The sequence below is a fragment of the Kitasatospora sp. NPDC005748 genome, assembly GCF_040630735.1.
Lineage (GTDB): Bacteria > Actinomycetota > Actinomycetes > Streptomycetales > Streptomycetaceae > Kitasatospora.
On the sequence record NZ_JBEXYD010000066.1, the window covers coordinates 1 to 20,808 of the forward strand.

Sequence of the window (20,808 nt, forward strand, 5' to 3'; positions counted from 1 at the left end):
CCGGGCCCGGGGGGGGCCGGGGGCGCGCGCCGGGGGGGGGCCCGGGGGCGGGGGGGGGCCCCCCCCGCCGGCCACACCCCCCCGGGGCCCCCGCACTCGGATCCGAGTGCGGGCCCCGCTGCCGTGTCAGCCGTGGCGTCCGTCGTCGGCCGGAGCCGCTACTGCGCGCCGGAGGTCGCGGAGAGCAGGTCCTCCAGCTCCTCCTCGCGCTCCTGGGCGGCCACGAAGAGCAGCTCGTCGCCGCCCTCCAGGGTGTCGTCCTTGCCCGGGGTGAGGACCCGGCCCTCGCGGATGATGGTGACCAGCGAGGTGTCCGGCGGCCAGGCCACGTCGCCGACACGGGTGCCGACCAGCTCGGTGTCCTCCGCCAGGGTCAGCTCGACCAGGTTGGCGTTGCCCTGGCTGAAGCGCATCAGCCGGACCAGGTCGCCGACGCTGACCGCCTCCTCGACCAGGGCGGACATCAAGCGCGGGGTGGAGACGGCGACGTCCACGCCCCAGGACTCGTTGAAGAGCCACTCGTTCTTGGGGTTGTTCACCCGGGCGACCACCCGCGGCACGCCGTACTCGGTCTTGGCGAGCAGCGAGACGACCAGGTTGACCTTGTCGTCACCGGTGGCGGCGATCACCACGTGGCAGCGCTGCAGCGCCGCCTCGTCCAGCGAGGTGATCTCGCAGGCGTCGGCCAGCAGCCACTCCGCCATGGGCACCCGCTCCACCGAGATGGAGTTCGGGTTCTTGTCGATCAGCAGGACCTCGTGGCCGTTCTCCAGCAGCTCGCTCGCGATCGAGCGGCCGACGGCACCGGCCCCGGCAATGGCGACGCGCATCAGTGACCCTCTTCCTTCGGCCCCTGGGCGAACGCGGCCTCGACGGCCGGCAGGTCGGCCCGGCGCGCCATGACGTGCACCAGGTCGCCCTCCTGCACCACCATCTGCGGCGTGGGCAGTACGCCCTCGCCGAGCCGGGTGACGAACGCCACCCGGGTGCCGGAGGCCTCCTCCAGCCCGCTGATCCGGTGGCCGACCCAGTGCGGGTCGTAGGCGACCTCGGCGAGCTGCACGGTGCCGCTCGGGTCCTGCCAGAGCGGCTCGGCGCCGCTCGGCAGCAGCCGGCGCAGCATCTGGTCGGCCGTCCAGCGGACGGTGGCCACCGTCGGGATGCCCAGGCGCTGGTAGACCTCGGCGCGCCGGGGGTCGTAGATCCGGGCCGCGACGTTCTCCACGCCGAAGTTCTCCCGGGCCACCCGGGCCGCGATGATGTTGGAGTTGTCACCGCTGGAGACGGCGGCGAACGCGCCGGCCTCCTCGATGCCCGCCTCCTTCAGGGTGTCCTGGTCGAAGCCGACGCCGGTGACCCGCCGGCCGTTGAACCCGGCGCCGAGGCGGCGGAACGCGGTCGGGTCCTGGTCGACCACGGCGACCGAGTGCCCCTGTTTCTCGAGTGCTCTGGCGAGGGCGGACCCCACGCGGCCGCAGCCCATGATGACGATGTGCACCGGCGCTACCTCACCCGTCCCGTTGGGTTCTTGACCTGCGCAAACACCGTTCGTCTTCCTTTCCCGCCCGGTCGCCCGGGGCGAGCGTGTTCGTGGGGCTGGGTACGACAACCTGAGTGTTGCCCGCCTGCTCGTATCCGACACGCTAGCCGGTCCACCGAACACAGTCGCGACGAAGGGGGGGCCATAAGTCGGACCCCGGGCCTAAGAGCCCCTACGATTCCTTAACGTGCCTATGCCGACTGACCTTCCGAAACGCATCCTGATCGGGCGTGCGCTGCGCAGCGACAAGCTCGGGGAAACGCTGCTCCCCAAGCGCATCGCGCTGCCCGTCTTCGCCTCGGACGCGCTCTCCTCGGTCGCGTACGCGCCCGAGGAAATCCTGCTGACGCTCTCCCTGGCGGGTGCCTCGGCCATTCATTTCTCCTGGCAGATCGGCGTCGTCGTCGCCGTCGTGATGCTCGCCGTGGTGGCCTCGTACCGGCAGAACGTGCACGCGTACCCGAGCGGCGGTGGCGACTACGAGGTCGCCACCGTGAACCACGGTCCCAACTCCGGCCTGGTGGTCGCCAGCGCCCTGATGGTCGACTACATCCTCACCGTGGCGGTCTCGACCACCTCCGGGGTGGCCAACGTGGTGTCCGCGGTGCCCTCGCTGCGCGGCCACGAGCTGACACTGTCCGTGGTCGTGGTCATCGTGCTGATGGGCATGAACCTGCGCGGTGTCCGCGAGTCCGGCAGCGCCTTCGCCGTCCCGACGTACGCCTTCATGGTCGGCGTGCTCGGCATGGTGGTGTACGGCGTGGTCCGGCACTTCGGCCTGGGACAGGACATCCCCGCCGAGAGCTCCGGGTTCCACCTGCAGGCCACGCCCGGCAACGAGTCATTGGCCGGCTTCGCGATGGTGTTCCTGCTGCTCAAGGCGTTCTCCTCGGGCTGTGCCGCGCTGACCGGCGTCGAGGCGATCTCCAACGGTGTGCCGGCCTTCCGCAAGCCGAAGAGCAAGAACGCGGCGACCACGCTGCTGATGATGGCTTCCATCGCCGTGGTGATGTTCATGGGCATCATCTGGCTGGCCCGCCTCACCCATGTCCAGATGGCCGAGAACCCCGCCGAGCAGCTGGTCGGCGCGGGCGACGGCTACCACCAGAAGACCGCGCTGGCCCAGATCAGCGAGGCCGTCTTCTCCAACTTCACGCCCGGCTTCTACTTCGTGGCCGCCGTCACCGGCCTGATCCTGGTGCTGGCCGCCAACACCGCCTTCAACGGCTTCCCGGTGCTCGGCTCGATCCTGGCCCAGGACCGCTACCTGCCGCGCCAGCTGCACACCCGCGGCGACCGGCTGGCCTTCTCCAACGGCATCATCCTGCTGGCGCTGGCCGCGATCCTGTTCATCATCGCCTTCGACGCCGACCCCACCCGGCTGATCCAGCTGTACATCGTCGGCGTCTTCGTCTCCTTCAACATGAGCCAGTCCGGCATGATCCGGCACTGGACCAGGCACCTGCGCACCGAGACCGACCCCGCCAAGCGCCGCCACATGCAGCGCAGCCGGGCGATCAACGCCTTCGGCCTGGTGATGACCATGGCCGTGCTGATCGTCGTGCTCGCCACCAAGATCAGCCACGCCTGGATCGCGATCGCCGCGATGGTCGTGCTGTTCGTGATGATGAAGGCGATCCGCCGGCACTACGACCGGGTCTCCGAGGAGCTGGTCGCCGCCGAGGAGCCGGACGACGTGGTGCTGCCCACCCGGGTGCACGCCATCGTGCTGGTCTCCAAGCTGCACAAGCCGGCCCTGCGGGCCCTGGCGTACGCGCGGCTGGCCCGCGCCCACACGCTGGAGGCCGTCACCGTCAACGTCGACCCGGTGGACACCGCGGCGCTGCGGGCGGAGTGGGACGAGCGCGGCATCGAGGTGCCGCTGAAGGTGCTGGACTCGCCGTTCCGCGAGGTCACCGGGCCGGTCCTGGACTACGTCAAGAACCTGCGCCGCAGCAGCCCGCGCGACGTGGTCTCGGTCTACATCCCCGAGTACGTGGTCGGGCACTGGTACGAGCACCTGCTGCACAACCAGAGCGCGCTGCGCCTCAAGGGACGTCTGCTGTTCAAGCCCGGAGTGATGGTGACCTCGGTACCCTGGCAGCTGGAGTCCTCCGAACGGCGCAAGCCGCAGAAGGCCTGGTCGGCTCCCGGCGCCGTTCGTCGTGGTGAGCCGCGGGCGCCGAAGGCCGTAAAGTCGAAGGCCTCCGCACAGCCCGACGACACCGCTGACAGCAGCAAGGACTCCTCCCAGTGACCCGCAACACCCCGCCCCGCTCCAACGGCTCCAAGGGCTCGTCCTCGAAGGGGTCCTCCGCGAAGGGTGCCCGCAAGGGCGGCGCCGGCAAGCCCGGGCAGGTCGCCCGGCCGCGCTGGGGCAAGCCCGTGCGCCCGGCCGCCACCGACCGCGACGGCTTCACCGCGCAGACCGCCCCGCTCGCGCCGGGCGAGCGCGCCCCGGAGCCCGAGCCCGAGCGCCCGGCCCCCGCGCAGGCGCGCAAGGAGAAGCCGGCCGACCGGCCCAAGGGCGGGGACCGCCCGCGCAAGCAGGCCGTCCGCCCGCCGAAGGTGCTGCGCACGCCGCGCGCGCCGCGGGTCGAGGCCGCCCCCAGGGGGCCCGGCGGCGACCCGCTGGTCGGCGAGCGCTACGAGGTCGAGATCGGCGCCGTCGCGCACGGCGGCGGCCACTGCGTGGCGCGCCACGAGGGCCGGGTGCTGTTCGTCCGGCACGCGCTGCCGGGCGAGAAGGTCATCGCCCAGGTCACCGAGGGCACCACGAAGTCGCGCTTCCTGCGCGCCGACGCGGTGGAGATCCTGGAGCCCGCCAAGGACCGGATCGCCCCGCCCTGCCCGTTCTCCGGGCCGGGCAAGTGCGGCGGCTGCGACTGGCAGCACGTCACCCCGGGCGGGCAGCGCAAGCTCAAGGTGCAGGTGCTCACCGAGCAGCTGGCCAAGCTGGCGGGCCTCACCCCGGCCGAGGCCGGCTGGGACGGCACCGTCGAGCCGATCGGCGGCAAGCTGCCGGCCGGGCAGGTGCCGGCCTGGCGCACCCGGGTGCAGTACGCGGTGGACCAGGAGAGCGGCAAGGTCGGGCTGCGCAAGCACCGCTCGCACGACATCCAGCCGATCGACCGCTGCCTGATCGCCGCCGAGGGCGTCACGGAGCTGGGCGTCGAGGCCCGCGACTGGCCGGGCATCACCACCGTCGAGGTGATCGCCGCCGCGGGCTCCTCGGACCGCCAGGTCGTCCTCACCCCGGCGCCGGGCGCCCAGCTGCCGCTGGTCGAGCTGGACAAGCCGGTGTCGATCGCCCGGATCGACGAGCACGACAACATCCACAAGGTGCACGGCCGCTCCTTCGTCCGCGAGCGTGCGGCCGGCCGGACCTGGCGGGTCAGCAACGGCGGCTTCTGGCAGATCCACCCCGAGGCGCCGGACACCCTGGTCGACGCCGTGCTGGCCGGCCTGGACCCGCAGTGGGGCGAGAGCGCGCTCGACCTGTACTGCGGCGTGGGGCTGTTCGCGGGTGCGCTGGCCGACCGGGTCGGCGAGGAGGGCGCGGTGCTCGGCATCGAGTCCTCCAAGCAGGCCGTGGTCGACGCCCGGCACAACCTGGCGGTGCTGGACAACGTCCGGATCGAGTGCGACCGGGTGGAGACGCTGCTGCCGCGCACCGGCATCACCGCCACCGACCTGATCGTCCTGGACCCGCCGCGCGCGGGCGCCGGGCGGGAGACGGTGGCGCACCTGGCCGGGCTGTCGGCCCGCCGGATCGCCTACGTGGCCTGTGACCCGGCCGCGCTGGCCCGGGACCTCGGGTACTTCCGCGAGGGCGGCTACCGGCCGGTCTCGCTGCGGGCCTTCGACCTGTTCCCGATGACCCACCACTTCGAGTGCGTGGCGATCCTGGAGCCGATCGCGGCCTAGTCGGGGCTTCGCGACCCTGGCGGTTCTCGCGCTTTCGCAGTGACGCGCAGGCGGTGTCCGGACGCTCCGGGTGCCGCCTGCCGTCGTCTGCGGGGGCGCTTCGGGGCGAGCGGGTTTGTCGGCACCGGGTGGTCGGCGCCGGTCCCCGGGTCAGCCGAAGGACACGCCCAGGCCGCCGGCCGGCCCGGTGCCGGCGGCGCTCTCGGCGTCCGCGCTCTCGTCGCCCGCGCTCTCGACGGCGGCCGGGGGCGCGGCCGGGGCCGGCATCGTCCCGGCGGGCAGGCCCTGGTCCCGCAGCCGGCAGCAGACCTCCTGGAGGAGGGCGATGCCGGGCTTCTCCTGGTCGTCCGCGGGCCAGACCACGCCGAAGTCGCAGGGCACCAGGCCCTCCACCGGGCGGTAGCGGACGTCCGGGCGGGGGAAGAGCTCGGCCGCCACGGCGGGCAGGAAGGCCGTCGCCCCGTCGAAGGAGACCGCGGAGAGCAGCGACTCCACCCGGGTGACCTGGTGGCCGGTGTAGCGGACCCGGGTGCCGTCGGGCCGCGGGTCCATCGCCCAGAAGCTCCGCTCGGAGGGGGAGACCTCCGGGGCGAGGCCGACCATCGGCCGGTCGGCGAGGTCCGCGAGCCGGAGCACCGGCTGCCGGGCCAGCGGGTCGGAGGCGGCCACGCAGACCACCCGGGGCTCGGTGGTGAGGGGCTCGGCGTGGAAGCCCTCGGGCGCCGGCAGGTAGACGAAGGCGGCGTCGATCTTGCCGATCGCGAGGGCGGTGGTCTGCTCCACCAGGTCCAGGACGTGGAAGTCCACGTTCAGACCCGGGTGCAGGGTGGTGAGCGTGGCGATCACCCGGCGGGTGGCGGCCAGGGCAGCGGCGCAGTCGGTGAGCCCCAGCCGCAGGGTGGGCCCGTCGCCGTCGTCGGGCGAGTGCCGGGCGGCGTCGCGCAGCTCGTCCGAGGCGTCCACCACGTTCCGGACGAGCGGAAGCAGGGCATGCCCTAGGGGCGTCAACGTCACTCTTCTGCTCGTCCGGGTGAACAGCTGCACCCCCAGCCGGCGTTCGAGGGTGCGGATCTGCTGGCTGAGAGCGGGCTGGGTCAGGTAGAGCCGTGCGGCGGCGCGGCCGAAATGCAGCTCCTCGGCCAGCGTCAGCAGTGATCGCAGTTGGTGAACCGCCGGGTCGTCCACGCCGACCATCGCCGTTGCCTCCCATCGCCCCGGAGCTGGCTCCGCCATCCATCAATCATGCTAATCGATGGAGGATTGCGCGGAGCCTTGCGCGCGAGGGAAGCTGACAACGCCTCAGCGAGATCGCGGGAGAATCCGGTACGGCGTGGTCGGGGTGGCCGAAAACCGGCCGGCCGCTTCTTTCGGCGTGCCCTGATCCACCCGCGCACGCGGAGGCGCAGTCGTCGTTTCGGCGAGAACGGCCGTCGGGGGCCGGGCGTCCACTGGGCACGACCGATCCCGAGGCTCCCGCCGGGAACCACCGAGCACCATCCCAGAAGCGGTTCCGTGCCGCCCGGCGCGGACACGAATTCAGGAGCGGTGAAATGAGTGTGCAGACAGGAATTCCACCCGAGTCCGCCACGTGCGGAGTGCATGATTCCGGCTTCGCGCCCGAACGGGAATGTTGTCTGGAGGAGTGTTGAACCACAACACCACGGGGGAGCCGTCCGCCCGGACGGCATCGGCGCGAGTACTCGAACTGCTCTACCGGTACCAGCGGATCGACGAGGCGCTGGCGGCCGAACCGACCGGACCGGCCGGACCGGAGGAGCCCGGCGGGACGTCGGGGAACGCGCGCTGCGACGCGTGTTCCGAGGTCCACCGGGCCAAGATGGAGCGCTTCACCGCGCGCGACGAGCCCATCCACTTCGTCGTGCCGGCGTTTCCGGCGAAGTCCCCGAACCAGGGCAAGGTGCTCGGCGCGCTGCCCGACCTCGGTGAGCACCTGGCGGTCGGCTTCCTGCAGTCGCTCTGCGACTACGTGCGGCACTTCTACGCGCCCGGCGCCCGGGTCACGATCTGTTCGGACGGCCATGTCTTCGGCGACGTCGTCGGGGTGACCGACGGGGCGGTGACCGCCTACCGGCAGGCCCTCGCGGACATGATCGGCGCCTCGCACTGGTCGGCGCTGGACCTCTACGGCCTGGACGACGCGTTCGGCAGCCTCGACTACCCGAAGATGCGGCGCGTGCTGGAGGAGAACTACTCCGCGACGCTGGACGAGCTCAAGGAGAACGTCCGCACCGACCGGAACACGCGTGCGCTGTTCAACGGGATCCACCGCTTCATGTTCGAGGACGCGGTGGCGCGCCAGGGCGGCGAGACGACCCGGAACCAGCTCCGGAAGAACTCCAAGGACGCCGCCTACCAGACCATTCTCCGCAGCAACGCGTGGAGCCGGCTGGTCGCCGAGAAGTTCCCCGACGCGATACGCCTCTCGATACACCCGCAGCCGCCGCACTCGGAGAAGTTCGGGCTCCAGCTCATGCCGACCAGGGACGGCTGGCTGACCCCGTGGCACGGCGTGGTGCTCGACGACGGCGTCAGCCGGTACCTGGTCAAGCGGTGGGACGCGGAGAACCTCCAGGCCTCCGTCGTCTGGCGGGACGGCCGACCGAGCCATTTCGTCGCCCCGCACCTCGCCGCCCGCCCGTAGGGAAAGCCCGTTCCAGAAAGGAGGACAACGCGCCATGACGACTTCCATTCCCTCGGCCGCGGAGCTGCGCCACATTCCGCTCCGGCCGTTCGGCCGCGTGGTCGAGGCTCCCGGCGGAAATGCCCGGATCGGCGACATTCCGGTGGACACGCTCGCCCGCTGGACCGAGGAATCGCGGGTCCTGGTGCTCCGCGGATTCTCGTTGCTCGGAAAGCAGGAATTCGCCGACTACTGCCGGCGATGGGGTGAGGTCCTGAAGTGGGAGCCGGGCGAGGTCATCGACCTGGTGGTCGAGGAGAATCCCCGGAACTACCTGTTCGCCAGCGGCGACGTGCCGTTCCACTGGGACGGTGCCTTCGTCGAGGCCGATCCGCGGTACTTCTTCTTCCAGTGCCTGGACGCGACCGCGGGGGCCGGCGGGGAGACCGTCTTCTCCGACACCACCGCCGTCTACCGGGACGCCGACCCCGAACTGCGCGACCTCTGGGCGCGGATCAGCGTCACCTACACCACCGAGAAGATGGTGCACTACGGCGGCGAGGTCACCGAGCGGCTGGTCGCCCAGCACCCCGGGACCGGGGTGCCCGTGCTGCGCTTCGCCGAGCCGCTGGACCCGGCGGTCTACAAGAACCCGGTGTCCGTCCACGTCGACGGCGTCGACGGCGCGCAGGCCGAGGAGTTCATCGCCTCGATGGCGGAGCGGCTGCACCGGCCCGCCTACTGCTACGCGCACGACTGGCGCCGGGGCGACATCGTGATCGCCGACAACATCGCGCTGGTGCACGGGCGCAACGCCTTCACCGGGCCGACCTCCCGCCACCTGCAGCGGGTCGAGGTCATCTGAGGCGTCCCGGGCCGGCTCCCGCCCGCGGGGCCGAACCCGCCGACGGCTTCCGTCACCCGTCACCCGTCATCACCCGTCATCACCCGTCAACGCCGGGAGGCCGGCACTTCCGGCACAGGTGGAGCGAGAACATGAGTATCGGCATTGTGGGAACCGGGATCTCCGGTCTTCATCTGGCTTTGAGGCTACGGCAGTTCGGCATTGACGCCACCCTGTACACGGCCCAGGGGCCCGACGACATCCGCAGCGGTCCGCCGCTGAACTTCGTCACTCGATTCGACTCCACCCGGGAACGGGAATCCGCGCTCGGCGTCACCGAATGGTCGTCGCCGGCGTACGACAACGCGTGGATGCACCTCCACCTGGAAGGCCCGGACGGGTTCTCGTTCCGCGGCCGGCTGCCGAAGCCGGCCAGCTCGGTCGACTTCCGGATGTACCTCGCCGCGCTGCTGGAGGAGTTCCAGCGGCGCGGCGGGGACCCGGTCCACCTCAGGGTGGCCGACCGGGCCGGACTGGACCGGCTGGCTGAACGCCACGAGCTGGTGGTCGTGGCGGCCGGCCGGGGCGCGCTCACCGACGTCTTCCCCCGGGACGAGGCCCGCTCGCCCTACCGCTCGGCGCCGCGCCGACTGGCCGGCGGCCTGTTCCACGGGGTCCGTCCGCCGGAGCCGGCCGGTATGACGATGCACATGGTCCCGGGGGCCGGGGAGATCCACGCCCCCACCTACCACTCCTTCGCCGGGCAGGTGACGGCCGTGCTCGTCGAGGCCGTTCCGGACGGCCCGTTCGCGGAGCTGACCGGCCGGGACCACCGCGGTGACCCGGACGGGTTCGCCAAGGAGGTCCTCGCCCTGGTCACCGCCCACGCGCCCGCCCTGCGGGAGCGCGTGGACGAGCAGGACTTCGCGCTGGCCCGGCCGGTGGACCTGCTCCAGGGCGCCGTCGTCCCGGTGGTCCGCCGGGGCTGGGCCGCCCTGGCCGGCGGCCGGTACGCGCTCGCCGTCGGCGACGCCTGGATCGCCAACGACCCGCTCACCGCCCAGGGCGCCAACCTCGGCTCCGAGCTGGCCTTCCTCCTCGCCGACGTGCTGCGCGACCACACCGGCCGCTACGACGAGGCGTTCTGCCGCGCCGCCTCCGAGCGGATGTGGCAGCGCGCCCAACCCGTCGTCGACTTCACCAACCTCTTCATCGGCCCGCCGCCGGCGCACCTGGGCACCCTGCTCGGCGCCGCCGCGGCCGACCAGCGGGTGGCCGACGCGTTCGTCGCCCACCTCGACCGGCCGGCCGCCATGTGGCGCGGCCTCGCCAGCCCCGAAGGCACCGACGCGTTCATCGCCCGGGCCCAGACCGTGAGGAGCGCAGCATGAGTGTCGAGGTCGGCCTGGTCTGGGACGCGGTCGGGCGGGTCGAGGACGGACGGGGGCTGCTGCACCTCGCCCGGCAGGCCGGGCTGGACACCTTCCTGGTCTTCGACCACCTGATGAACGTCTTCCCCCGGCAGGCCTGGGACACCGACTTCAGCCACGTCGCGGCGGGCCTGCCGACCCCGGACCGCTGCCTGGACTTCGCGACCGTGCTGGGCAACTTCGCCCCGCAGGCCGGCCCGGTCCGGCTCGCCATCGGCGTGACCGACCCGCACCGGCGCCACCCCGCGGTGCTCGCGCAGACCGCGCTGACCCTCGCCCAGCTCACCGACCGGGCACCCGTCCTCGGCATCGGCGCGGGAGCGCTGGAGAACCTCGTGCCGTACGGCGTGCCGCACGACCACCAGGTGGACCGGGTCGAGGAGGCGCTGCGCGTGCTGCGCCTGCTCTTCTCCGGGGAGGGCCCGCACGACTTCCGCGGCCACCACTTCACCCTCGACCGGGCGCTCATCACCCCCGCCCCCGAGGGCCGCACGCCCCGGATCTGGCTCGGCGCCAACCGCCCGCGGATGCTCACCCTGGCCGGCCGCTACGCCGACGGCTGGCTCCCGTCCGAGCTGACGGCCCCCGACGAGTACGCCCGGCGGCTCGACACGGTGCGCGCCGCCGCCGTCGACGCCGACCGCGACCCCGACACCATCGTCGCCGCAGGCGGCGTCCCGATCGTGGTGGCGGAGACCGACGCCGCCGCGCAGGAACTGCTGCGGGCCACCCCGATCCGCTTCCTCGCGCTGCACGCGGGCGCCCGGGCCTGGCGGCGGCACGGCGCCGCCCACCCCTTCGGTGAGGACTACCGCGGCCTGGTCGAACTGCTGCCGCACCTGCTCACCCGCGCCGAGGTGGAGCGGGCGCTCGCGGTGGTGCCCGACGAGGTGGTGGCCGACCAGGTCATCGCCGGCAGCCGGGAGACGGTGCTCAAGCGGATCGGCGAACTGCTCGACGCCGGTATGCGCCACCCCATGCTGATCCCCGCCTCGGCGCTGGCCTCGCCGGAGGCGGCCGGCTACACGATCGAGTCGATCGGCTGGCTCGCCGCCCGGCTGCGCTCCGACGCCGGCCCGGGTGGCGGTCCCGGCTCCGGCTCCGGCCCGGCCACCGCGGCGGTGTCCTCGTGACCGGCGTGGGCATCGTCGGGTCCGGCATCTCCGGCCTGCAACTGGCGCTGCGCCTCCAGCAGTCCGGCGTCCCGGCGACGGTGTACTCGGAGCACGGCATCGAGGGGCTCAGGGGCGGACCGCCGCGCAACTTCCCCGCCCGGTTCGGGCCGACCCAGCAACGGGAGCGGGAACTCGGCGTCCACGAATGGGAGTTCGCCGACGCGCAGGTGCGGCACTGGGCGGTCACCATGCACACCGGCGAGCCGCGGCCGCTGGAGTTCCTGGCCGCCCTGCGGCCGCCGTCCAGCGTGGTCGACTTCCGGATCTACCTGCCCCGGCTGCTCGGCGCCTTCGTCGACCGCGGCGGCGAACTGGTGACCGGCGACCACCCGGTCGAGGAACTCGCCCGGCACCACGACCTGCTGGTCGTCGCCAACGGCAACCGGTCGGTGCGCCGGCTCTTCCCGGCCGACCCGGCCCGCTCGCCGTACAGCACGCCGCAGCGGGTGATCTGCGCCGGGATCTACGTCGGGATCGACGAGGAGGTGCCGCACTCGCTCGACATCCACTTCCTGCCCGGCGCCGGCGAGATCCTGCGACTGCCCTTCTACTCCCCGGCCGGCCGGGCCGACGTCCTCGCCTTCGAGGCCGTCCCCGGCGGCCCGCTGGAGTCCGCCGGCCACGTCGACGCCGACGCCGACCCGGCGGGCTTCCACCGGCACGTGCTCGACCTGGTCGCCGCGCACGCCCCGGGTCTGCGCGAGCGGATCGACACCGCCGGCTTCGCGCTGACCGCGCCGGGCGAGCTCGCCCGGGGCGCCATCACCCCGGTGGTCCGCCGGGGCTGGGCCCGGCTCGACGACGGCACCTGCGCGCTGGCGGTCGGCGACGCCTGGATCACCAACGACCCGCTCACCGCCCAGGGCGCCAACCTCGGCTCGCACACCGCCTTCGCGCTGGCCGAGCTGATCACCCGGCACCGGGGGCGCTACGACGAGGAGTTCTGCCGCGACGCGTCCGCGCGCCTGTGGGAGCACGCGCGTCACGTCGTGGAGTGGAGCAACGCCTTCCTCGCCGGACCCCCGCCGCACGTCGGCGCGCTGTTCGGGCGGGCCGCGGTCGACCGGCGGGTCGCCGACGCCTTCGTCGGCAACTTCAACGACCCGGTCGCGATGTGGCGGGCGCTGTCCACCCCGGACGGCGTGAGCGCCTTCCTCGCCGACTGCGAACGGACCGCGCCGGCCGCCGCCGCGAGCGGCACCACGACCACCGAAGGAGCGCGATGACCTTCCCCGACATGGCCCGGGACGAGAAGGGCCGGCTGATCCCCGAGTCCGAACAGACCGCGGTGTGGCTGCTCGGCGGCCTGGCCCAAATACGGGTGCCCGGCGAGGCGACGGGCAACGCCTTCACCGTCGTGCAGCACACCGGCAACCGCGGCTACAACACGCCGCTGCACATCCACGACTACGAGGACGAGGTCTTCATGGTCCTGGACGGCACGCTGCGCATGATCTGCGACGGGCAGGAGCTCGTCGCCGAGGCCGGCAGCACGATGATCGTGCCGCGGACCGTTCCGCACGGCTTCGTGACGACCTCGCCGAACGCCCGCTTCCTCACCATCCACTCCACGCCCCAGCCGGACCGCAGGCCGCAGTTCGACCTGTTCCTGAAGGCGGAGATCCCGCACGCCCGGGCCCTGACGCTGCCCACCGAGGACGTGGGCGGCCCCGACCTCGACCACATCATCGCGCTGGGCACCACGTACGCGTACCGCTACGCGGGCCCGCCGCCCGCCCCCTGACGGCCGCTCCGGCCCCTCGGCCGGCCGGCCAACGCTCCCGTTCCGACAGAAGAGACACCATGTCGTTGAAGCTCCTTTCCCTGATGCTGTGCGTGTTCGGCATCACCACCGGCGAGTTCGTCATCGCCGGCATCCTGCCGGACGTCGCCTCCGACCTCGACGTGTCGATCCCCGCGGCCGGGCTCCTGGTCACGGCGTACGCCATCGGAATGATCATCGGCGGTCCGGTGCTCACCGCGCTGACCGCCCGGTACCCGCGCAAGCCGCTCATCGTCGGCCTGCTCGTCATCGTGATCGTCGGCAACGTCGCCTCGGCGCTGGCACCCGCGTACGCGGTGCTGTTCGTCGCGCGCGTCGTCACCGCGCTGGTGACCGCCACGTTCTTCGCGAACGCGATCGTGATCGCCGCGTCCACGGCCCCGGAGGGCAAGCAGGCCTCGACCGTGTCCAAGCTGGTCTTCGGGATGAACCTCTCGATGATGCTCGGCGCGCCCATCGGCACCTTCATCGGCGACCACTTCGGCTGGCGCGCCACCTTCGCGGTGATCGCCGCGGTCTGCCTGGTCGGCCTGGTCCTGGTGCTGCCGCTGGTGCCGGAGGTGGCGGCCTCCACCACCAGCGCGGTGGCGGAGCTGCGGGTGTTCCGCAACCGCAACGTCCAGCTGGCGATCGGCATCACCGCCGTCGCCAACATGGGCCTGCTGATGGTGTTCACCTACTTCTCGCCGCTGCTCACCGACCTGACCGGCTTCGCCGACGGGGCCGTCCCGCTGCTGCTGCTGGCGTACGGGGTGGGCGCGGCGGCCGGCAACTTCGTCGGCGGCTGGCTCTCCGACCGCTCCCTGATGGCCTCCCAGGTCGGCCTGCTGGGCCTGCTCACCGGGGGCCTGCTGGTGATGTGGGCGGTCAGCGGCGGCACCGTGCTCACCGCGGTGATGGTCTTCGTGATCGGGGCGCTGGGCTTCTCCGTGATCCCCGGCATGCAGACCCGGGTGCTGACCACCGCCAGCTCGGCGCCGACCCTGGCGATCGCGGTGAACGCCTCCGGCTACCAGCTCGCGGCCGCCCTGGCCGGCTGGCTGGGCGGCCGGGTCATCGACGGCCCGGGCCTGCGCTCGGTCTACCTCGCGGCCGCCGGGGTCACCGTCCTCGGCATCCTGCTCAGCGCCTACGCCTGGCACCGGGACCGCACCGGTGGCGGCAAGGCGGTCGGGGCCGGTGCCGAGGAGCGGACGGCCGAGACCTCGCCGGCCTGACACCTCCGCCCGGCGGGGCCGCGCCCGGTGCGCCGGCCGGCCCCGCCCGGTCCGCTTCGCCCGGCCCCGTGCGGGGGCCGGGAGTCCCGCCGGGGCCACCCGGCCGTCACTTCACGAGGGGCAACCATGGGTCGTGATTCCGTCCTGGTCACCGGCGACTGGGCCGAGCGCCGGCTCGGCACCGCCGGAGTGGTCTTCGTCGAGACCGGCAACGAGGACACCGAGTACCGCAAGGGCCATCTGCCGGGCGCCGTCTGGATCAACTGGAGCGAGTTCCAGGACGACCTGCGGCTCGGCGTCGTCGGCCGGGCCGGATTCGAGCGGCTGATGCGGGCCAAGGGCATCGGCGAGGAGGACACCGTGGTGGTGTACTCGGCCAACGCCAACCTGCTGGCCACCCAGGTCTACTGGTACCTCACCCTCTACGGCCACCGGTCCGTGCGGCTGCTCGACGGCGGCCGCCGCAAGTGGGAGCTGGACGGCCGCCCGCTGACCACCGCGTCGCCCGGCCGCCCGCCCACCGGTTACCTGGTCACCGACCCCGACCCGTCCGTCCGGGCGACCCGGGACGACGTCCTGGCCGGCATCGGGCAGCGCAACATCATCGACGTCCGGAGCCCGGAGGAGTACTCCGGACTGGTCTTCGCGCCCGGCTTCGCCGGGGAGGCCTTCGCGACCGGCCACAACCCGCACGAGGTGGCCCAGCGCTCCGGCCACGTCCCGGGCGCGGTCCACCTGCCCTGGCAGGAGGTCGTCGGCGAGGACGACACCTTCCGCTCCGACGAGGAGCTCGGCCGGCGGTTCGCCGCGCTGGAACCCGCCCGCGGCACCATCACCTACTGCTGGGTCGGGGCCCGCTCCGCGCACTCCTGGTTCGTCCTGCGCGAACTGCTGGGCTGGCCGGACGTCCGCAACTACGACGGCTCCTGGGCCGAGTACGGGTCGCTGATCGGCGCGCCGGTCGAACGCGGCACCCCCGGCGACTGAGCCGCCCCCGCCCCCGCCCCTCTCCTCCCCGACCCACCGCACGCCCCTGCCCGATTCACCGCACGCCGATCCTCCGAGCCTGAAGGGAGCGGGGCCGGCCTCGGACGGCCCCCACCACCAGCCATGAACGAACGCAACACGACGCAGCCCCCGCTCGGCGCGCCCGCCCGGGACCGGCTGGCGGGCAAGGTCGCCCTGGTGACGGGCGCCAGCTCCGGCATCGGCGAGGCGGCCGCCAAGGCACTGGCCGCACAGGGCGCGAGCGTGGTGCTGGCGGCCCGGCGGCGGAGCGAACTGGACCGGGTCGCCGGGGAGATCACCGCCGCCGGCGGCGCCGCGATCGCCGTCACCGCCGACGTCACGGTCGACGAGGACCTCGCGGCCGCCGTCCGCACGGCCGAGCGGCACTACGGCGGTCTGGACATCGCCTTCAACAACGCCGGGACGCTGGGCACCCCGGGCCTGGTCGCCGACCAGAAGCCGGAGGCCTGGACGGACGACCTCGGCCGGGTGCTCACCAGCGTCTTCCTGTCGATGCGGCACGAGATCCCGGCCCTGCAGCGGCGCGGCGGCGGAGTGATCGTCAACAACGCCTCGCAGCTGGGCGTGGTCGGGTTCGGCGCCGGGATCAGCGCCTACGTGGCCGGGAAGCACGGCGTGGTGGGCCTGACCAAGGCCGCCGCGCTGGAGTACGCCGGGGAGAACATCCGGGTCAACGCCCTGGCGCTGGCGACCGTGGACACGCCGATGTACCGCTCCTCGGTGGGCGGCAGCCAGGAGATGGCCGACATGTTCACCGCCCTGCACCCGCTCGGCCGGATCGCCAGCGCGCAGGAGGCGGCCTCGGCGGTCGTCTACCTGGCCGGCGACGAGGCGGGCTTCTTCACCGGCTCGGTGCTGGTCATGGACGGTGGATGGACGGCCCGGTGATGCCCGCCACCGCCACCGGGCCGGAACGGGCCACCCGCGGCGTACCGGAGGTCGTCGGCGGAGACCTCAAGGTGCCGCTGGTGACCGGCTCGTGGGTGCCGTACGCCAACCTCGACTACGCGGCGAGCACTCCGAGCCTCGCGGCCGTGCAGCACGCGGTGGACCGCATGCTGCCCTGGTACAGCAGCGTGCACCGGGGCGCCGGGTTCGCCTCCGCGGTCTCCACCCGGGCGTACGAGCGGGCCCGGGAGACGGTGCGCCGCTTCGTCGGCGCGGCCCCGGACGCCCAGGTGGTGTTCACCCGCAACACCACCGACGCGCTCAACCTGCTCGGACGCGCGCTGCCCGCCGGCACGGCGGTCTTCCGGTTCTCCACCGACCACCACGCCGCCCTGCTCGCCTGGCGTGGCTCCCCGGTGTACCGGCTGGCCCGGCCGGCCACCGCGGCGGACGCCGTGACCGCGCTGGCGAAGGCGCTCGCCGGCGCCCCCAGGGGGCCGAAGCTGGTGGTGATCACCGGCGCGTCCAACGTGACCGGGGAGCTGTGGCCGGTCGCCGAGCTGGCGGAGGTGGCCGCCACCCACGGCGCGCGCACCGTCCTGGACGCCGCCCAACTGGCCGGGCACCGGCCGCTGGACCTCGCCGGCTGGGGCGTGGACTGGGCCGCGCTCTCCGGGCACAAGCTGTACGCGCCGTTCGGCGCCGGCGCCCTGGTGGGCTCCGCCGACTGGCTGGACACCGCTGACCCCTACCTGGCGGGCGGCGGGGCCACCGCCCGGGTCGCCGAGGAGGACGGCCGGGAGAACATCCGCTGGACCGGGCTGCCGCACCGGCACGAGGGCGGCTCGCCGAACGTGGTGGGCACCCACGCGATGGCGGTCGCCTGCCGGACGCTGACGGCCACCGGCTGGGACGCCGTCGCCGCGCACGAGCAGGCGCTGACCGCCCGGCTCCGCGGCGGGCTGGCGGCCGTCCCCGGAGTCCGCCTGCTGGACCTGTGGCCGGGCGGACACCCGCGGCTCGGCGTGGTGTCCTTCAGCGTCGCCCGCTGCGGCGACGCGCCCGCCGACCAGCGGCTGGTCGCCACGGCGCTCTCCGCGGAGCACGGGATCGGCGTCCGGGACGGCGCGTTCTGCGCCCACCAGGCGGTCCACGCCCTGCTGAGCGACGCACCCGGGCACCAGGGCGACCGCGCGCTGCGCGCCAGCATCGGCCTGGGCACCACCGCCGAGCACGTCGACCGGCTGGTGGCGGCGCTGGGCGAACTGGTCCGGCGCGGGCCGCGCTGGTCCTACGACCACCCGGAGGACGGCTGGCGGCCGGTGCCGGATCCGCGGCCGGTACCGGAATTCCTCCGATGAGCGGGAATTCCCCGGGTGACCCGTTTCGGGTGACCGCGGCTCAGTAGGCTCCGACACCGGAAGGAGAGTGCCCGACATGACCGGAACACGCACGACCGAACAATTGGACCATTCCCGATCGCCCGCCCACCGATTCGGCGTCATGCTCTATCCGGACCAGCCCTTTCCGGTGCTCGCGCAGCGGCTGGGGTGGCTGGAGGAACTCGGTTTCGACCAGGTGTTCGTACCCGATCACAGCGCGGACCTGCGCAATCCGAGCGGCCTCTGGTTCGACAGCTGGTCGGTGCTGGCCATGGCGGCCGTGACCACCCGGCGGATCCGGATCGGCACCATGGTGGCCAACCAGATCCTGCGCCCGCCGGCCCAGCTGGCCAAGCAGGCGATCGCCCTCGACCACCTCTCCGGTGGCCGGTTCGACCTGGGCATCGGGGCCGGGCTGTTCCCCTGGGACCACCACAGCGTGGGGCAGGTCCCGTGGTCGCCCAAGGAGCGCGCCGAGCGCTTCGCGGACTACCTGGCGATCGTCGACGGGGTGCTGCGCGGCGGGATGTTCAGCCACCAGGGGGCCCAGCTGTGGGTCAAGGACGTGGTGACCGTACCCGGTTCGCTGCAGTCGCCCCGGCTGCCGCTGATCGTCGGCGGCCAGTCGCCGACGCTGATCCGGGTGGCCGCCGCGTGCGCCGACGCCTGGAACACCCACGGCCCGCCGGGCGCGAGCGCCCAGGAGGTGCTCGGCATCACCGCCGAGCAGAACCGCCGGCTGGACCGGCTCGCCGGCGAGGCCGGCCGCGACCCCGCGGCCGTCCGGCGCGGGTACACGATCTTCGGGCCCTGGGACCCGAGAAGGGGGCGGCACGGCTACGAGGAGATCTTCGAGCGCTTCACCGGGGCCGGTGTCGCGGATTTCGTCCTGGACTGGCCGGGGGAGGCCCATCGGGAGGAATTCGAAAGAGTCGCCCGTGAGGTGATTCCGCCGCTGCGCGACAGCTGACGGAAACATCGCACACCACGGGGGATTTCACGACGCGATCCTGTCCCGCGTATCGGCCGGGAGGGTCCGGCCGGTACGCGAATGCCGTACGGGGGATCACAGGAATTCGGCAGTTCGTCGCAGACGGGCGGTCAGCCCGGGATTCGCGTGAAGAGAAGGTGTGACAGAGATGATCGAAGACGTGGCCGGCACGGCCACCACGGGGGCTTCGGACAACGGGGGTGCTCTGGACAACGGGGGTGCTTCGGACCACGGGAATGCTCTGCGCGACGGGGGTGCTTCGGACGGCGGTGGCGGGGCCGTCGGTGGCGGGGTGGCCGACGGCGGGACGGCGGCGGACCCCCTGCGGGGCCGCGGCGGGATCACCGTGACCAAGGCCGACCGCCAGTACGAGGACCTGGTCAGCGGCCTCAACCAGCGCTACGTCGCGGCGCCCGACTCGGTCCGGCTGGTGAGCACCACCGAGGAGGTCGTCGCCGTCGTCCAGGAGGCGGTCGACCGGGGCAAGCGGCTCGCCGTGCGCTCCAGCGGGCACTGCTACGAGGACTTCGTCCACAACCCGGAGGTCCGGATCATCCTGGACATGTCCGGCATGCACGCGGTGGGCTACGACCCCCGGCTCAACGCGATAGCCGTCGAGTCGGGCGCCACCAACCTGCGCACCTACCAGACCCTCTACCCGGAGTGGGGCGTCGTGGTCCCCGCCGGGTTCTGCTACTCCGTCGCCATGGGCGGCCACGTCAGCGGCGGCGCGTGGGGTCCGCTCTGCCGGCTGCACGGCCTGGTCGTCGACCACCTGTACGCGGTCGAGGTGGTCGTGGTCGACGCGGCCGGCCGGGCCCGCGCGGTGATCGGCACCCGCGACCCGGACGACCCGAACCACGACCTCTGGTGGGCCCACACGGGCGGCGGAGGCGGCAACTTCGGCGTCATCACCCGCTACTGGTTCCGTTCGCCGGGCGCCACCGGGCGGGACCCGCGCGCCCTGCTGCCGAAGCCGCCCGAGGAGCTCCTGGTCAGCGCCGTCAGCTGGCCGTGGGACGAGCTGAGCCGGGACGAGTTCGTCCGCCTGGTCCGCAACTACGCCGACTGGCACGTGGCCCACCTGGGGCCCGACGACCCGGCGCGGGCGCTGATCAGCCAGCTGGTGCTCAACCACCGCAGCGCCGGCCAGATCGGCATGCTCGTCCTGGTGGACGCCTCGGCGCGGGGCGCCGAGCGGCTGCTCGCCGGCTACCTGGAGCGGATCGGCGAGGGCGTCACCGTGGAGCGCGGCGCGCTGACCCGGCACATGGGCGAACTACCCGCGATGCCCCAGTTCGCTGCCCCGCGCCGACTGCCCTGGCTCCAGGCGGTCCGGATGCTCGGCACCACCAACGGGGTGCTCAACGACCCGACGCTGCGCGCCGAGTACAAGTCCTCCTTCATGCGCGCCGGCTTCCCCGAGGGCCAGCTCGACGCGCTCCACGCGCACCTCACCCGCGAGGACGTGACCAACCCGAACATCAGCGTGCAGCTGACCTCCTACGGCGGCCGGATCAACGCGGTCCACCCGGCGGCGACCGCGGCGCCGCACCGGGACGCGGCCTTCAAGATGCTCTGGCAGGTGTTCTGGAACGACCCGGCCGACGACGACCGCAACATCGGCTGGGCCCGCGACTGCTACCGCGCGGTCTACGCCGACACCGGCGGGGTGCCGGTGCCGAACGGGGTCACCGACGGCTGCTACGTGAACTACCCCGACATCGACCTCAACGACCCGGGCCTCAACACCTCGGGGGTGCCCTGGCACGACCTCTACTACAAGGGGAACTACCCGCGCCTGCAGCGGATCAAGGCGGCGTGGGACCCGCTCGACGTCTTCCGGCACGGCCAGTCCGTCGAGCTGCCCACGGCCTGAGCGGCGGCCCGGGCGGCGGCTCGGATCGCGTCCCGGACGGGTGCTCGGCGGGGGCCCGGACGGGTGGCCGGTGGGGCCCGCT

Annotated in this window: 17 protein-coding genes; 14 read left to right on the plus strand and 3 right to left on the minus strand. The window is 73.1% G+C overall.

Annotated elements, in window-relative coordinates; genetic code table 11:
• Positions 1-158: 158 nt before the first annotated feature.
• Positions 159-830: a TrkA family potassium uptake protein gene (locus ABZ495_RS31180; protein ID WP_329487685.1), complete on the minus strand. Its 672-nt coding sequence runs from the start codon at positions 828-830 to the stop codon at positions 159-161.
• The gene (locus tag ABZ495_RS31185) at positions 830-1,498 is read right to left on the minus strand and encodes a TrkA family potassium uptake protein (protein ID WP_329487684.1); all 669 of its coding nucleotides are present in this window, start codon (positions 1,496-1,498) and stop codon (positions 830-832) included. The genes ABZ495_RS31180 and ABZ495_RS31185 overlap by 1 nt, the downstream gene beginning before the upstream one ends.
• A gap of 229 nt (positions 1,499-1,727) precedes the next feature.
• Here ABZ495_RS31185 and ABZ495_RS31190 point away from each other — a divergent pair, with 229 nt between their 5' ends.
• Positions 1,728-3,797: an APC family permease gene (locus ABZ495_RS31190; protein ID WP_329487683.1), complete on the plus strand. Its 2,070-nt coding sequence runs from the start codon at positions 1,728-1,730 to the stop codon at positions 3,795-3,797.
• 314 nt (positions 3,798-4,111) lie between these two features.
• Positions 4,112-5,467 (plus strand): class I SAM-dependent RNA methyltransferase, encoded by a 1,356-nt coding sequence (locus ABZ495_RS31195; RefSeq protein WP_329492100.1) that lies wholly within the window; start codon positions 4,112-4,114, stop codon positions 5,465-5,467.
• A gap of 150 nt (positions 5,468-5,617) precedes the next feature.
• On the opposite strand, the gene ABZ495_RS31200 is transcribed toward ABZ495_RS31195, so the two are convergent.
• Entirely contained in the window at positions 5,618-6,700 is a 1,083-nt protein-coding gene (locus ABZ495_RS31200) for a LysR family transcriptional regulator (RefSeq protein ID WP_359839221.1), read from the minus strand.
• A gap of 412 nt (positions 6,701-7,112) precedes the next feature.
• Here ABZ495_RS31200 and ABZ495_RS31205 point away from each other — a divergent pair, with 412 nt between their 5' ends.
• The 12 genes from ABZ495_RS31205 (at position 7,113) to ABZ495_RS31260 (ending at position 20,726) form a co-directional block, all read left to right on the plus strand.
• Positions 7,113-8,129, plus strand: coding sequence for an isocyanide synthase family protein (locus tag ABZ495_RS31205; RefSeq protein WP_359809406.1), 1,017 nt, complete (start codon positions 7,113-7,115; stop codon positions 8,127-8,129).
• A gap of 34 nt (positions 8,130-8,163) precedes the next feature.
• On the plus strand, positions 8,164-8,973 hold the full coding sequence (locus ABZ495_RS31210; protein ID WP_359809404.1) for a TauD/TfdA family dioxygenase: 810 nt from the start codon (positions 8,164-8,166) through the stop codon (positions 8,971-8,973).
• 131 nt (positions 8,974-9,104) lie between these two features.
• Positions 9,105-10,343 (plus strand): styrene monooxygenase/indole monooxygenase family protein, encoded by a 1,239-nt coding sequence (locus tag ABZ495_RS31215; RefSeq protein WP_329487679.1) that lies wholly within the window; start codon positions 9,105-9,107, stop codon positions 10,341-10,343.
• Positions 10,340-11,515 (plus strand): LLM class flavin-dependent oxidoreductase, encoded by a 1,176-nt coding sequence (locus tag ABZ495_RS31220; protein ID WP_359839223.1) that lies wholly within the window; start codon positions 10,340-10,342, stop codon positions 11,513-11,515. The genes ABZ495_RS31215 and ABZ495_RS31220 overlap by 4 nt, the downstream gene beginning before the upstream one ends.
• Positions 11,516-11,520: 5 nt before the next feature.
• The gene (locus tag ABZ495_RS31225) at positions 11,521-12,783 is read left to right on the plus strand and encodes a styrene monooxygenase/indole monooxygenase family protein (RefSeq protein WP_359839225.1); all 1,263 of its coding nucleotides are present in this window, start codon (positions 11,521-11,523) and stop codon (positions 12,781-12,783) included.
• Positions 12,780-13,301, plus strand: a complete 522-nt coding sequence (locus tag ABZ495_RS31230; RefSeq protein WP_329487676.1) for a cupin domain-containing protein — start codon at positions 12,780-12,782, stop codon at positions 13,299-13,301. The genes ABZ495_RS31225 and ABZ495_RS31230 overlap by 4 nt, the downstream gene beginning before the upstream one ends.
• 59 nt (positions 13,302-13,360) lie before the next feature.
• The gene (locus tag ABZ495_RS31235; RefSeq protein WP_359839227.1) at positions 13,361-14,557 is read left to right on the plus strand and encodes an MFS transporter; all 1,197 of its coding nucleotides are present in this window, start codon (positions 13,361-13,363) and stop codon (positions 14,555-14,557) included.
• Positions 14,558-14,683: 126 nt separating this feature from the next.
• Positions 14,684-15,544, plus strand: a complete 861-nt coding sequence (locus ABZ495_RS31240) for a sulfurtransferase (protein WP_359809394.1) — start codon at positions 14,684-14,686, stop codon at positions 15,542-15,544.
• 123 nt (positions 15,545-15,667) lie between these two features.
• Complete coding sequence (locus ABZ495_RS31245) at positions 15,668-16,474, plus strand: SDR family oxidoreductase (protein ID WP_329487673.1); 807 nt, start codon at positions 15,668-15,670, stop codon at positions 16,472-16,474.
• Complete coding sequence (locus tag ABZ495_RS31250) at positions 16,459-17,835, plus strand: aminotransferase class V-fold PLP-dependent enzyme (RefSeq protein WP_352289259.1); 1,377 nt, start codon at positions 16,459-16,461, stop codon at positions 17,833-17,835. Before ABZ495_RS31245 ends, ABZ495_RS31250 begins: the two co-directional genes overlap by 16 nt.
• Positions 17,836-17,977: 142 nt before the next feature.
• On the plus strand, positions 17,978-18,826 hold the full coding sequence (locus ABZ495_RS31255) for an LLM class flavin-dependent oxidoreductase (protein ID WP_329487671.1): 849 nt from the start codon (positions 17,978-17,980) through the stop codon (positions 18,824-18,826).
• A 169-nt stretch (positions 18,827-18,995) separates the two neighbouring features.
• Complete coding sequence (locus ABZ495_RS31260) at positions 18,996-20,726, plus strand: BBE domain-containing protein (RefSeq protein ID WP_359809390.1); 1,731 nt, start codon at positions 18,996-18,998, stop codon at positions 20,724-20,726.
• Positions 20,727-20,808: the final 82 nt, after the last annotated feature.

Bases quoted from the DNA above. Each gene is read 5' to 3' on its own strand.
- ABZ495_RS31180 (WP_329487685.1), bottom strand. From the start codon at position 830: ATGCGCGTCGCCATTGCCGGGGCCGGTGCCGTCGGCCGCTCGATCGCG.
- ABZ495_RS31260 (WP_359809390.1), top strand. From the start codon at position 18,996: ATGATCGAAGACGTGGCCGGCACGGCCACCACGGGGGCTTCGGACAAC.
- ABZ495_RS31250 (WP_352289259.1), top strand. From the start codon at position 16,459: ATGGACGGCCCGGTGATGCCCGCCACCGCCACCGGGCCGGAACGGGCC.
- ABZ495_RS31235 (WP_359839227.1), top strand. From the start codon at position 13,361: ATGTCGTTGAAGCTCCTTTCCCTGATGCTGTGCGTGTTCGGCATCACC.
- ABZ495_RS31220 (WP_359839223.1), top strand. From the start codon at position 10,340: ATGAGTGTCGAGGTCGGCCTGGTCTGGGACGCGGTCGGGCGGGTCGAG.
- ABZ495_RS31240 (WP_359809394.1), top strand. From the start codon at position 14,684: ATGGGTCGTGATTCCGTCCTGGTCACCGGCGACTGGGCCGAGCGCCGG.
- ABZ495_RS31255 (WP_329487671.1), top strand. From the start codon at position 17,978: ATGCTCTATCCGGACCAGCCCTTTCCGGTGCTCGCGCAGCGGCTGGGG.
- ABZ495_RS31230 (WP_329487676.1), top strand. From the start codon at position 12,780: ATGACCTTCCCCGACATGGCCCGGGACGAGAAGGGCCGGCTGATCCCC.
- ABZ495_RS31215 (WP_329487679.1), top strand. From the start codon at position 9,105: ATGAGTATCGGCATTGTGGGAACCGGGATCTCCGGTCTTCATCTGGCT.
- ABZ495_RS31200 (WP_359839221.1), bottom strand. From the start codon at position 6,700: ATGGCGGAGCCAGCTCCGGGGCGATGGGAGGCAACGGCGATGGTCGGC.
- ABZ495_RS31245 (WP_329487673.1), top strand. From the start codon at position 15,668: ATGAACGAACGCAACACGACGCAGCCCCCGCTCGGCGCGCCCGCCCGG.
- ABZ495_RS31210 (WP_359809404.1), top strand. From the start codon at position 8,164: ATGACGACTTCCATTCCCTCGGCCGCGGAGCTGCGCCACATTCCGCTC.